Annotated in this window: 9 protein-coding genes; 5 read left to right on the top strand and 4 right to left on the bottom strand. The window is 51.9% G+C overall.

Annotation, left to right across the window (positions count from 1 at the left end):
• The first annotated feature begins 7 nt into the window (after window positions 1-7).
• Window positions 8-1,807 (top strand): DUF4153 domain-containing protein, encoded by a 1,800-nt coding sequence (locus AB6B37_RS09275; protein WP_371395492.1) that lies wholly within the window; start codon window positions 8-10, stop codon window positions 1,805-1,807.
• Here AB6B37_RS09275 and trmFO read toward each other — a convergent pair.
• Window positions 1,804-3,207: a methylenetetrahydrofolate--tRNA-(uracil(54)-C(5))-methyltransferase (FADH(2)-oxidizing) TrmFO gene (gene trmFO / locus AB6B37_RS09270; RefSeq protein ID WP_371395491.1), complete on the bottom strand. Its 1,404-nt coding sequence runs from the start codon at window positions 3,205-3,207 to the stop codon at window positions 1,804-1,806. The genes AB6B37_RS09275 and trmFO overlap by 4 nt on opposite strands.
• A 97-nt stretch (window positions 3,208-3,304) precedes the next feature.
• On the opposite strand from trmFO, the gene AB6B37_RS09265 reads away from it, so the two are divergent.
• From AB6B37_RS09265 to AB6B37_RS09255, 3 genes are all read left to right on the top strand, one after another.
• Window positions 3,305-4,300, top strand: coding sequence for a hypothetical protein (locus AB6B37_RS09265; RefSeq protein ID WP_371395490.1), 996 nt, complete (start codon window positions 3,305-3,307; stop codon window positions 4,298-4,300).
• Between the two features lie 77 nt (window positions 4,301-4,377).
• Window positions 4,378-5,580 carry a hypothetical protein gene (locus AB6B37_RS09260; protein WP_371395489.1) on the top strand — a complete coding sequence of 401 codons (1,203 nt, stop codon included), beginning with the start codon at window positions 4,378-4,380 and terminating at the stop codon, window positions 5,578-5,580.
• 111 nt (window positions 5,581-5,691) lie between these two features.
• Window positions 5,692-6,810 carry an energy transducer TonB gene (locus tag AB6B37_RS09255; protein ID WP_371395488.1) on the top strand — a complete coding sequence of 373 codons (1,119 nt, stop codon included), beginning with the start codon at window positions 5,692-5,694 and terminating at the stop codon, window positions 6,808-6,810.
• 10 nt (window positions 6,811-6,820) lie between these two features.
• Here the strand turns inward: AB6B37_RS09255 and AB6B37_RS09250 are convergent, their stop codons facing one another.
• Together AB6B37_RS09250 and uvrA are read right to left on the bottom strand one after the other, a co-directional pair.
• Window positions 6,821-8,413, bottom strand: a complete 1,593-nt coding sequence (locus AB6B37_RS09250) for an FAD-dependent oxidoreductase (protein WP_371395487.1) — start codon at window positions 8,411-8,413, stop codon at window positions 6,821-6,823.
• A 218-nt stretch (window positions 8,414-8,631) separates the two neighbouring features.
• On the bottom strand, window positions 8,632-11,532 hold the full coding sequence (uvrA, locus tag AB6B37_RS09245) for an excinuclease ABC subunit UvrA (RefSeq protein ID WP_371395486.1): 2,901 nt from the start codon (window positions 11,530-11,532) through the stop codon (window positions 8,632-8,634).
• A 187-nt stretch (window positions 11,533-11,719) separates the two neighbouring features.
• Here uvrA and ssb point away from each other — a divergent pair, with 187 nt between their 5' ends.
• A complete protein-coding gene (gene ssb / locus AB6B37_RS09240; RefSeq protein WP_371395485.1) occupies window positions 11,720-12,244 on the top strand; it encodes a single-stranded DNA-binding protein in 525 nt (174 codons plus the stop codon).
• Between the two features lie 69 nt (window positions 12,245-12,313).
• On the opposite strand, the gene AB6B37_RS09235 is transcribed toward ssb, so the two are convergent.
• Entirely contained in the window at window positions 12,314-12,859 is a 546-nt protein-coding gene (locus tag AB6B37_RS09235) for a superoxide dismutase family protein (RefSeq protein WP_371395484.1), read from the bottom strand.
• Window positions 12,860-12,881 lie beyond the last annotated feature (22 nt).

Genomic DNA, 12,881 nt, shown 5'->3' with positions numbered 1-12,881 from the left:
GGATAATATGGCAAGCAAAATAGCATCATTATTTCAAAAAGCGCCCGACTTAGGCGCGGTATTCACCCGCTTTCCAGTCGCCGTCATCAGCATGGCGATTTTCACGCTCATCGTCGTTGTCATTGGTTTTGATAATCTTGATAATCGCCAGCACTTGGGCTTGCTCTGTCTTGGCTTGATTATTGGGGCCTATGTGTCAGTCAGCCTGACGCTGGCAAGCGAAGGGCAAGGCAAGCTTCGTAATCTGCCCCTGCAACTCGGTTTGTCAGTCGGTATCGCGGTTTTGGCATGGTTCTCTGAAAGCTTGCGGCTTAATCCAATTATGGCGATTGGGGCGGTAATCCTGCTGCTGGGTAATGCGGTGCGGTGGCGACGAGGGCGTGATGACCTGCATGTCTGGGATTTCACGCATAAGCTTTGGACGGGGGTTATGTTTGCCGTCGTCGGCTCTGTCATTTTCCTGCTGGGGATGCTGTTTATCACAGAGGCGCTCAAGACGCTATTTGGATTAAATATACGGCGCCTAACGCAGGATTTAATCTATCCCATTGGTTTTGGCTTTCTCGCGCCCTTATTTTGGCTCTCGACCTTGCCGCCTGCCAATGAAGACCATGCGGAGCTTTATGACGACCCGGGCTTTGTATCCAAATCTGTGGCGTTTCTGGGCACGTGGTTGCTCGCGCCATTGACGCTGATTTACGCGCTTATCCTGCTGGCTTATGGCGTAAAGATTGTCGCGGCGGGTAGCCTGCCAAAGGGTGAAATTGCTGGACTGACCCTGCCGTTTCTTATTATTGGGACGCTGACATGGCTGGCGTTGGAGCCGCCCTTTATTCGTGCGAAAGCCTTGGCCAAATTGTTTCGTCGTCTCTGGTTCCCGCTCTCTATTCCCGCCACAATCATGCTGGCTATCGCCGTTTTCGTCCGCATTAATGAGTACGGTTATACGCCGCAACGCTTTGCGCTGACTATTGGCGTGACATGGGCGCTGGGACTGGGGCTATGGTTTACCTTCGGGCCAAAGGGCAAGCGTGACATTCGGATTATCCCGGGTAGCGCGGCGGCGTTGCTGCTGCTGGGGACATTTGGGGCAGGACAGTTGTCAGTCACAAACCAATCCATGCGGTTTGAGGCGCAGCTAAAAAAAGCGGGTATTATGGCGGCTGACGGGACACTGATATCGCCCCTGACCATCACGGATAAGGACGCCGCGCGCAAAGCCAAAGGGGCATTTGGCTATTTGATGAATGCTGGATTAGAGGACAATGTCGCCAAGGTTTTATCAAACACGGATATCAGCATGGTAACCGTTGATAAGCCCAGTGAAGATGCCATGCATCCGACTAAAGATAACCAACGACGTATAGAGACGGCGTTGGGGCTTGATAAAATCAGCGAACCTAACCGGTATGGGCGTGATAATGAGATCAGCTATTACAGCGCCGATAACCCAATCCCGGTTGACGGGTTTGCCATGCTTTATGGGCCGATCAATCTCTACATCAATAGCGACCGAAACGACTTTATCAAAAGTGATGTTTTTAAGGCAGAGATAAAGGACGAAATTCTAATACTGTCTTCAAATGATGGAGAGAGCGCCCAGTTTAACCCCGCCGAATGGATAGATAGTCAAGGCTTCACAGAAGGGCAGATCAAAGCTGACCTTCTGCCAATTGATTTGGCCTTAGGCGACGGAGAAGTTCGTATAGTCATACGCAGTTTTAATAGCTGGACAAATGGCGATCCAGACAACAATGACCGCCGCATTAATATGGACGTCTATATTCTGACGCGCGGGCTTGATTAAAGCGCTTTCGTCCAATCTTCTATATCCACCAAAGCGCGCTTTGCGAGCAAGCCCTTGCGGTAGCGTGTCTTGTCTTTGCCGCGTAGCCGTTTGCCGTTCACTTTGGGATATTTAATCTCGCCTTCAACAGGTGGGAACAGGCCGAAATTGACATTCATCGGCTGGAACGTCGCCTTTGGGCCACTCATAAACCCGCCTGTGACATGCTCCACCAGTGACCCCATGGCGGTGGTCAGCGGCGGGACGGGATAGCTCTCGCCTAGCGCTTGGGCGGCCGCCATACGGCCCGTGATCAGGCCCAACCCAGCGCTTTCAATATAACCTTCAACGCCCATAATTTGTCCCGCAAAGCGAAGATCAGGACGCGATTTAAGCTGAAGTTGCTTATTGAGGAGCTTTGGTGAGTTGATAAATGTGTTGCGGTGAATACCGCCGAGCCGGGCAAAGCGCGCTTTTTCTAGTCCCGGGATTTGCTTGAAAATCTCGGCCTGTGCGCCGTATTTCATCTTCGTTTGAAACCCAACCATATTATAGAGCGTGCCGAGCGCATTATCTTGGCGAAGCTGCACAATGGCATGGGCTTTGACGGTCGGATTATGTGGGTTGGTCAGGCCGACAGGTTTCATCGGGCCCCAACGCAATGTCTCCGCTCCGCGTGCGGCCATGACCTCAATCGGGAGGCAGCTTTCAAAATAGGGCGTGTCTTTTTCAAAGTCTTTAAACTCAGTCTTGTCACTCTCGACTAGCGCGTCGATGAAGCGCAGATATTGTGTCTCATCAAGCGGGCAGTTGATGTAATCCGCGCCGTCGCCGCCAGGCCCTTTTTTGTCATAACGCGATTGCATCCACGCTTTGTCAAAATCAATGCTGTCCTTATAAACAATCGGCGCAATGGCATCAAAAAATGCAAGACTGTCTTCGCCCGTCTCTTTTAATATGGCACCTGCCAGTGACGGCGCGGTGAGGGGGCCAGTGGCGATAATGGTATTGCCCCAGGCTTTCGGCGGTAGGCCTTTGACCTCGCCGTATTCGACGGTAACCAACGGATGTTGGCGCAGTATCATTGACACAGCATCAGAAAACGCGTCGCGGTCAACGGCCAGCGCACCCCCTGCGGGCAGCTTTGTCATATCCGCCATACCCATAATCAAGCTATCGGATTTTCGCATTTCCTCATGCAGCACGCCAACCGCATTGCCGTGTTTATCATCAGATCGAAACGAATTAGAACAGACCAGTTCCGCAAATCCGTCTGTGTTATGCGCGTCAGTCATGCGGACAGGCCGCATTTCGTGCAAGATAACAGGGACGCCGCGCCGCACGCATTGCCATGCGGCCTCAGATCCGGCCATGCCGGCACCAATGATATGAACGGGTTTTATTGCGCTTTTTTGTGTCATGCCGCCCCTGTAACGCAGCGCCCAAAATTGTAAAGAGCGACATAGGGTCTTGACTGTTTTGTGTTGCTATATGACGGTGGGACAAAGGGGATTTACCATGGCCAAAGATATGCAAAAATTCGACGTCACAGACGCGATCATGACGCCGTGGACTATGCCAGGCGGTCGCAACTTTCTTTTCAGAATTGTGCTTTGGGCGGCGGCGCTATTGCTACTGGTCTATTTTATATTCGGGCGCGGGCTTATCATGGCCTATGCAGAATTTTTTCAAACCATCATTGCCATGGAAAATAATAATACACCTGAGAGTGTGGTCGCCAGCACAATGTTTAGCCAGATGCAGTCCTTATCGGGGTCAATATTTCTGTTGTTTATTGCGTCATGGGTGGTGATGGCGATGTTAGAAGCCGCCATGCATAAAAATGTCTTTCACGGTATCGACAAAGGCCTTGTGCCGTTGCGATTTGGGCGTGACGAAGTCATGGTTATGTTGACGCAACTCATCATCTATCTCTGTTTTGTCGGTATTTATATTCTTGGCGCGATTATGGTTGCGGTCATTTTTGGCCTGTTGGGGGCAGGGGCGCAGGCCACAGGGTCAACGGGACTTGGCGTTATTGTTGGATTAGTGGGCTTTTTCGGTATCATTGCGTTCCTTGTTGCGCTTGTTGTTATTTTCATGCGTTGGGCGCCTGCGGCGGCGCTCTCTGTGCGTGACGAAACGCTGCGGGTGTTCAACGGGTGGTCGATTACCAAGGGCATTGGCTTGCCGCTTTCCGGGGCCTACGCGCTGACGGCCATTGGCGGCTATGTGCTCATGACCATCATTATGTTTATTGGCATGATAGTGTTGTTCTCGGGGGCTGATGTGTCTGCGCTTGAAACAATGGATATGAGCGGCGCAGACCCGGATTTTTCAGCGTTAGCGGCGCATTTTGAAAAACTCAGCACCAAGATAATTCTTGTCATATTCCTGATGCTCTATGCGGTTTTTAGCTTGATGTGGTATCTCCACATTTGGGGCATTGCCAATTACGTCGCGCAGAGAAACGGCGGTACAGCAATTTATCACCGCAATATGGACGGCTTTTAATTATCGTTTATCAATAATAATTTGACAAAGCCGCTTTTCACGATAGGTTTACATTAAACCTAACCTTGTGAGGCCTTATGAAAACGCTCCCCCAAACTTTGCTTGCCTCTGCTGCTATGGCTATGTTGCTCTGCACGCCTGCTGCGGCGCAAGTGCCGTCCAATGTTATGGATGCTTACAAGGCGTATAATGCGGCGATGGAGGCGGCAGATTATAAGACCGCCCTATCAGAGGGCCGCAAAGCGTGGAAGAACGCAGAATCTGCCATCGGTGATGGTAAGACAACAGGCGATTTGGCGTTTAATTACGGGTTTTTAGAGCAAGCCCGCGGTAATCCCAAGTCATCGCTTAAAGCCTTAGAGCGCGCTGCGGAATTGTCGGCAACCAGCGAAATCCGTATGGAGCGTGAGGTTGAACTGGTCAAAGCGTTTGAGAAATCAGGCGAGCTTGATGATGCCGTGGACCGTAGCCGCATGGCCCAGCAATATGCCGCTAAAAACGGGTTATCCCGCACTGTGTTTGTTGGTGAATTACTGGTTCATGACACCAATGCGTGTAACCGCCGGGCCGCGCGCGCGGCCAATCAGCCGCCTAATCCGTCGGGCCGCACAGGGTCGCGACTGGAATTGAAACAAAATCCCGAAGAATTTGCTGCGCGCATTCAGAAGGAGTGCGCAAAAACAGCTGAGCGTGCGCTATCAATTTTTCAAGCCAATCCAAAAATGGTGCAACCAAAATATATGGCGGCGGCCTCAAACGCCGTGGGTTATGCCCATGAACGGGCGGGTGACTTTCTGTCAGCGGCACTGGCGTACCAAACATCGCGCGACGCTATTGAAGACACGCTTGGGCGTCAAAACGGGCTGGTCGCCCATACCATTGGGCGTTGGGTCAACGCCCGTGCGCGGCTGGAATTTACCAATAAACTGGACGAGGCCAAAGCGGCTGGGCTGTGTGATTGCTGGCCTTATACCCAAACTACGCCAAAGGTTGCTGTGACAGACCGTGGCAGTAAGATCGATAACACCATTACGGTGAATAATAATCTGGGCTCTGGTTATGCGATATTAAAAGTTGACGTGACCGATAGCGGACAACCGACCAATATCCGTGTTTTGGATAGCTGGCCGGGGGATGCCTATGTCGCACGCTCAGAACGGAAACTCTCAGACTATAGCTTTGCACCAAAAACAGGGGATGAGCCCGCAGATTACCGCAAGGACCTGACAGTGCCGTTCACCTACACCGTCTTTGACCGCGAAAGCCAAGACGTTTACTAGCCCGAATGTCTGTACGCTTGATGACGTAAGGGCCAGTAAACACAGCTTACGCATTGACAATCCCTAGCTGTATTTTACTGTTTCCTAATATTCAGTGATATGGGGATTTCGATGTTCAAAAAACTAATCATTGGGGCGTCATTGGCATGTCTGGTGGCGCTACCCAGCGCGGCCCAAACACCGCCCGAAGTCCTCAAGCCTTATAAAGCTTTCACGGCCGCGCAAAAAGCAGGCGATCGTGATGCTATGGTCAAACATGCCAAAAAAGCGTGGGATCAGGCTGAAAAGTTACTGGGTGATAGCAAAACCACGGGGGACTTGGCTTATAACTACGCGGGTGTTTTACCAGCGGATAAAAGAGAAGCCGCGATAAAGGCTTTCGAGCGCGCGGTTGAACTGGCCCCAGAGACAACCAAAGCCGAGGCCGAAGACAAGCTAGAGCGTTACGTGGCCATGACGCAACTCATCGTGACGACGGAAAAATTCAAGCGCGCCAAGCCTTTTATCAGTGACGCACAAAAGCTGATTGAAGCCAAAGGATTGCAAGGCAGCACATTTGACGGCGAGATCACGGCCCTCTCCGGCTTGCTGGATTATGCGGCAGGACGTGACCGTGGCGCGGCTCAAAAATACGACGAAGCGCTCGAAATTTTCCAAGGGGAAGGGCATGAGTATCAGTCAATATTCCCTTATGCGACCCGCATTTACAAAGGTAACCTGCTCCGCCACGATAACCCAATCGACGCGGCGCTTGAATATCAAGTTGTTATGCAAAACCTCGAAGACGTCGTGACAAAAGATCATCCCATTGTCAAAACCGCGTTTGGTAAATGGTTGATTATGATGTCTCATATTAATGAAGACGGGAAACTAGCAGAAGCCGAACAGGCAGGCGTTTGCAAATGTTGGCCTTATGACGAGATGCGTGCAGACGCCCCCATCCCGGCAGTACGCTTCCCACCCATTATGCCGCGTTCAGCAAAGCGGTCTGGTCATGCAAATGTTAGGTATGATGTTGATGATAGTGGTAAAGTTACTAACGCGACGATTATCAACTCCACAGAGGCGGTATTTGAACGAAATTCATTAAAATGCGTCGAATCTTGGGATTTTGAGCCGCTTCAAACTGATGACGACCCTGAAACGCGCAAGGGTCTTGTGACGAAGATCAGCTATAGATTAACAGATGAAAAAGGGCGAATTATCCCAGAGCTTGGCGAGGAGCGGTAATTAAGAAAATCTATTTGCGGTGGCTCGCAATATGATCACCTAGGCGTTCGGCCAGCGCCATGATGGTGACTGTTGGGTTGGCCCAACCGCTTGTTGGAAATACACTGCTGCTGGCGATATAAAGGTTCGGGCTTGCGTGTAGGCGGCCGTTTTTATCAACGACACTGGTGGTTGGGTCATCGCCCATGCGGGTGCCGCCCATATGGTGATAACCGCCGATGGGATGAGCCGAAATCAGCGGGTCAATCGCCCATTTCTGAGTCTCATCAGATAGCCAAGCGGCGGGCTCGACTATGCCCCAGCCAAGGCGTTCATATTCTTCGCCCAAGGTTTTCATCAATACTGTGACGCTATGTTTATCAAGCTCTGAGAGTTGCCAATCAAGGGCGGCGAGCGGCAGACCAAAGGCGTCCTTATCGGGTGACAACGTAACGCGGCTATCGGGATTGGGGGCTTGTTCTGCGCGGACAACGGCATAAAGCCCAAGCTTGCCGCGCGACAGTTTCATATTCATGACAGACGCCCACGGGTCCGTCCATTCAAGGCCGCGAATAGCTGCACCCTTAAGGCCCTTGTAGAGTGAGCGCCAAAACTTTGTGCTGGGCAGATCGTGTTTAAGCTTATTGGTCGCGGCGCGAAATAATTCCATAGTGCCGCCTGCGTGACGGCGCGGTGCAAAACTAATAGATGTATTCAGGATACCGAGCTCTTCTTGCAGACGTTCAGCCGGTCGTAAATAAGCCGCATAGCGCCGACCATCAGACCGAAGCGCGCGCGGCAAAACCATGAGCGATTGCGCGAGGCTATGAGGGATAATCTGTCCGCCGCGCGCATGGGGATGTTCCATAAAATATCGTCCCAACTGCCCGTGGTCATTACCCAAACCCTTGGGCCTTGCGGGAACCGCCCCCATCAATAGGCGTGTGGTTTCGATTGCGCCTGCGGCGAGGACAAATGTCTTGGCTTTAATTCTGGCAGAGGCCTTGTTTGGTGTTTGCACGCTCACGGATTGCACCGCGCCAGACGGGCCGACGTCAAGCTCTGTCATGGTTGCATTGAGCACAATTTCGATGTCCGATAAATTTCCGCGCGTAGGGTTGGTAAAGCGCTCGCCGTTCTCGTCAAAACACCAAAGGTCCGCTTCAAGCTTGTTGGGATCAAAGGCTGGTCTTTGACGGTTTAATGTGTCCCAAAGCCGCCCTTCGCCCGGGCGGGCCAAGCCGAGGCTGTCAAAGGCGCGCGCATAATAGGGGTCTAAATCAGACTTGCTAATCGGCCATCCGCTATGGGGAATGAAGTCACGTTTTTTAAAATCAATCGGGTCAAGTTCTGCGCAGCGCCCACCCCAAATTGCCGCCGTACCCCCAAAGAGGCGCAGGCGCGTTGTCTCTAAATCATAATAAGGCGCACCGATGTTTTCGCCCTCGGACAGCTTTTGCGTTTGCGGGTCGAAATCCCGACCACCGCTTTCAAGCAGGACGACATGTTGCTTTTGCGCCGCGAGCCGCATCGCGAGTGTTTGTCCCGCGACACCGCCGCCAATTATACAAACATCGGCGTCTTTAATCTCGGGCAACTCCGTCTGTGCGGCATCAATAATCATCGCACAGTTTCCCCTTGCGTAAATCCCGTGATTGATTTCACGGCTCTTGTCACGGCGCAACTATGACCTTGAAGAAAGGTGTGAAATTGATGCCGCCCCAGCTTTTGTGTTTTCGCCTGACGCTTTTAGCCCAGTGTCCGCACTATTGCGCTATGGTATGGCTAAATCATGGCCCCTAATCAATGATATCAATCATTAAACTATATTAAGTCAGGGACTTAGGCGCGTTTCTTGGCCTTTGGCTTTGGTTTACTGGCCGTTTTTTTGCGGGCAGCGTCGCGCTCCAGCATCGGGCCGAGATATTTTCCAGTCCAGCTGGCTTTGACTTTGGCGACGTCTTCGGGTGTGCCGACAGCCACAATCTCGCCGCCGCCGTCTCCGCCCTCTGGGCCGATGTCGATAATCCAATCTGCCGTTTTCACCACGTCCAAATTATGCTCGATAATAATCATCGTATTGCCTGTCGAGACCAACTCTTGCAACACGTCCAGCAATTTGGCGACGTCATGAAAATGCAAGCCTGTGGTCGGCTCGTCTAGAATATAAAGCGTGCGGCCTGTCGCGCGTTTGGACAGCTCTTTGGCCAGCTTCACGCGTTGCGCTTCGCCGCCCGATAGGGTCGTGGCCTGTTGCCCCACATGAAGATAGCCCAGACCCACGCGTTGCAATGTCACCATTTTATCGCGAATGGACGGCACGGCTTTGAAGAAATCTGCGGCCTCATCAATGGTCATGGCCAGCACATCGGCGATGGATTTGCCTTTAAACCGAATTTCCAAAGTCTCGCGGTTATAGCGTTTGCCTTTGCAAACATCACAGGTGACATAAACATCGGGCAGGAAGTGCATTTCAATTTTGATGACGCCGCCGCCTTGGCATGCTTCGCAGCGCCCGCCTTTGACGTTAAACGAAAATCGTCCTGATTTATAACCGCGCGTTTTGGCCTCGGGCAGGCCTGCAAACCAATCACGAATGGGCGTAAAGGCGCCCGTGTAAGTCGCAGGATTAGAGCGCGGTGTGCGTCCAATCGGGCTTTGGTTGATATCGATGACTTTATCTAAATGCTCAAACCCTGTCGCCTTGTCATGGGGCAGGGCAGGCGTGCCTGAATTGTTTAGTTTACGCGCCGCCGCCCGGTAAAGCGTTTCAATCGTTAGGGTCGATTTCCCGCCGCCCGACACGCCAGACACACAGGTCATCAGCCCCAGCGGAAATTCCGCTGTGACGTTTTTAAGGTTATTGCCCCGTGCGCCTTCAATGCGGATACGCTTATCGGGATTAGGTTTGCGGCGTGTGTCTGGAATGGAAATTTCGCGCTTGCCCGTAAGGTATTCACCCGTGAGAGATTTTTTGGTTTTTTTGATTTTATCGGGTGTACCCGCCGCGATAACTTGCCCGCCGTTCACCCCCGCTAGCGGGCCCATATCCACGACATAATCTGCCGTCAGAATGGCGTCCTCATCATGTTCCACGACGACAACAGTATTGCCGAGGTCGCGAAGATTTTGCAGCGTCTCTAGTAGCCGCGCATTATCGCGCTGGTGCAAACCAATGGACGGTTCATCCAGCACATAAAGCACCCCTGTCAGGCCAGAGCCAATTTGGGACGCCAGCCGAATGCGCTGGCTCTCCCCACCCGAGAGCGAACCAGAGCCGCGCCCCAGCGTCAGGTAATCTAGCCCAACCGCATTGAGGAATTGTAGGCGGTCACGGATTTCTTTGAGGATACGCTCCGCAATCTCCATTTGCTTATCTGTGAGCTTTTTTGGCAGCTTTTCGAATGTTTCCAAGGCATTGCGGATGGACATATCGCCTGTCTCTGTAATGTCCATCATAGCGACCTTGACGCAGAGCGCTTCGGGTTTCAGGCGCTTGCCGTCACAGACACTGCACTGCGCGTCCGACATATATTTCGCCAATTCTTCTCGCATCCATGTGCTGTCTGTTTCGCGGTAACGGCGCTCTAGGTTCGGAATCACACCTTCAAAGGGCTTTGTGGTCTCATAACGGCGGCCGTCGTCTTCATAGACAAATTTAATCTTCGCGCCGTTGGTGCCGTAAAGCACGACATCGCGCGCCCCATCGGCCAAGTCTTCCCACGGTGTATCCACCTTAAATCCGAAATGCTTGGCCAGCGCTTTTAACGTTTGCATATAAAGACTGCTGGGGTTTTTTGACCACGGCGCAATCGCGCCCGCGCCCAAGGCTTTGGACGTATCAGGCACCACCATATCCGGGTCAAATTTAAGCTCTTTGCCCAAACCATCACAAGACGGGCAAGCCCCGTGGGGGTTGTTAAACGAGAATAACCGCGGTTCAATCTCGGATAAAGTAAAGCCTGACTCTGGACAGGCAAATTTTTCAGAAAACAACGTCCGCGCGCCGTCATCTTCTGCGACTTCGGCCACGGCCAAACCATCAGACAACCGCAGTGCGGTCTCTAGGCTATCGGCCAGGCGGGTTTCTAGGCCTTCTCGCACCACCACACGGTCAACGACCACATCAATGTCATGTTTGAACTTTTTATCCAGATCGGGTGCGTCTTCGATACGGACAATCTCGCCATTTATCTTGGCACGCTGGAAGCCCTGTTTCATATAATCGGCAAAATCTTTTTTAAACTCACCTTTACGGCCGCGCACAACGGGGGCGAGGATATAAAGCTTTGTACCGTCCTCCATACCCATGACGATATCGACCATTTGCGATACGGTCTGGCTTTCAATCGGCAGGCCTGTGGCGGGGGAGTAGGGAATACCAACCCGCGCCCATAACAGGCGCATATAGTCGTAAATCTCTGTGACTGTGCCAACGGTTGAGCGCGGATTTTTGGACGTTGTCTTTTGTTCAATGGAAATGGCGGGCGAGAGGCCTTCGATGCTATCGACATCGGGCTTTGATTGAAGCTCTAGGAACTGGCGCGCATAGGCCGATAAGCTCTCGACATAACGGCGCTGCCCTTCGGCATAGATTGTATCAAAAGCCAGCGATGATTTACCCGACCCTGATAGGCCCGTAATCACAATCAATTTGTCACGCGGCAGGTCAACATTGACGCTCTGTAAATTGTGTTCTCTTGCCCCGCGAACGCGGATATGTGTCAAAGAAGAAGAGGCCATGAAATTTCCAAAAAGGTGATAAAGTTAAGCGGTAAAGGTTGTGGACAAGATACGCGTGAGCGTAGACTTAGGACGCCCCATAAGACAAAACAATGCAAAGGCCTGATTCAGAGGTGTATAAACAGGCTTGAAAAACAGAACATTATGTGAACATAATGCGTAAACAAGTCAAGTGATAGGTGATGATATGGCGGGTTCAGTCAATAAAGTAATTTTAATCGGCAATGTCGGTAAAGATCCAGAGGTTCGCACCTTTGGTAATGGCGGCAAGGTTTGCAATTTTTCTATCGCAACATCAGAGTCGTGGAAAGATAAGCAGACGGGCGAACGCAAAGAGAAAACCGATTGGCACAATATCGCGATTTTCAACGAAGGCCTTGTCGGTATCGTCGAGCGCTACGTTAAAAAAGGTACAAAGGTCTATATCGAAGGCGCATTGAAAACGCGTAAGTGGCAAGACCGTGACGGCAATGATCGTTACACGACCGAGGTGGTGTTGCAGGGCTATAACGGTAATTTGACGCTGCTTGATAGCCGCAACAGTCAAGGTGGCGGCGGCGGTGGCGGTGATTACGGCAACCAAGGCGGCGGTTATGGCGGCGGCGGCGGCCAAGGCAATTACGGCAATGATCAAGGCGGGGGATCACGGTCAGCCTCTGCCATGGAAGGCCCAGCGGATAACTTTGACCTTGATGATGAAATCCCGTTCTAGGAACGTCTTAATTCCAACAATAAAGCCCGGCCGAATGGTCGGGCTTTTTATGATTGCTTGCGGTGCAAATTAACCGCCAATAACCGCGCAGCCAATACGTGCGCCTGCGGCCCCTGTGGGTTGGGTTTCGTAATCATCTGCCCGTTCATGCAGGATAAGCGCTGTACCGTCAGCATCAAGCAAGGCCGGTAGGTCATAATCACCGCGAAGGGAAACGCGGTCGTTAATCACTGAAAAGATACCATTGCCTGCCGCGTCGGCTTCGACATTCATCATGTCACCGGCATGGGGGCCGTCTGGCATATTCATGCCGTGGGCTTTGCCGTCTGGATTAAAATGCCCGCCGGATGATTTGAAGTCAGGCGCTTCACATTTACCAAACTCGTGAAAATGCATAGCGTGCGTGCCTGACAAAATATCATTAACAATAACATCAACTTGCACGCCGTCCGTACCAAGGCTGGTGAGCGTAACCGTGCCAATAACCTCACCTGTATTCGTTGATATATCATTCGATATTCTATCGAGGCGATTAGCGTTATCATCGTTACAGGCACCAAGGGTCAAAAGCGCTAGGGTGGCCAAAGCGGCAGGGAAAGGGGTGAGTCGCGGCATAAATCCTCCAGATGTGTTTGCA

The sequence above is a fragment of the Fretibacter rubidus genome (genome assembly GCF_041429785.1).
Classification (GTDB): domain Bacteria; phylum Pseudomonadota; class Alphaproteobacteria; order Caulobacterales; family Maricaulaceae; genus Fretibacter; species Fretibacter rubidus.
The sequence above is the reverse complement of the archived record's forward strand: the minus strand, read 5'-3'. Positions and strand labels throughout refer to the sequence as shown.

What these genes read in the sequence shown, in the direction of transcription:
- AB6B37_RS09275 (WP_371395492.1), top strand. Translation starts at nt 8, where the DNA reads ATGGCAAGCAAAATAGCATCATTATTTCAAAAAGCGCCCGACTTAGGC.
- trmFO (WP_371395491.1), bottom strand. Translation starts at nt 3,207, where the DNA reads ATGACACAAAAAAGCGCAATAAAACCCGTTCATATCATTGGTGCCGGC.
- AB6B37_RS09265 (WP_371395490.1), top strand. Translation starts at nt 3,305, where the DNA reads ATGGCCAAAGATATGCAAAAATTCGACGTCACAGACGCGATCATGACG.
- AB6B37_RS09260 (WP_371395489.1), top strand. Translation starts at nt 4,378, where the DNA reads ATGAAAACGCTCCCCCAAACTTTGCTTGCCTCTGCTGCTATGGCTATG.
- AB6B37_RS09255 (WP_371395488.1), top strand. Translation starts at nt 5,692, where the DNA reads ATGTTCAAAAAACTAATCATTGGGGCGTCATTGGCATGTCTGGTGGCG.
- AB6B37_RS09250 (WP_371395487.1), bottom strand. Translation starts at nt 8,413, where the DNA reads ATGATTATTGATGCCGCACAGACGGAGTTGCCCGAGATTAAAGACGCC.
- uvrA (WP_371395486.1), bottom strand. Translation starts at nt 11,532, where the DNA reads ATGGCCTCTTCTTCTTTGACACATATCCGCGTTCGCGGGGCAAGAGAA.
- ssb (WP_371395485.1), top strand. Translation starts at nt 11,720, where the DNA reads ATGGCGGGTTCAGTCAATAAAGTAATTTTAATCGGCAATGTCGGTAAA.
- AB6B37_RS09235 (WP_371395484.1), bottom strand. Translation starts at nt 12,859, where the DNA reads ATGCCGCGACTCACCCCTTTCCCTGCCGCTTTGGCCACCCTAGCGCTT.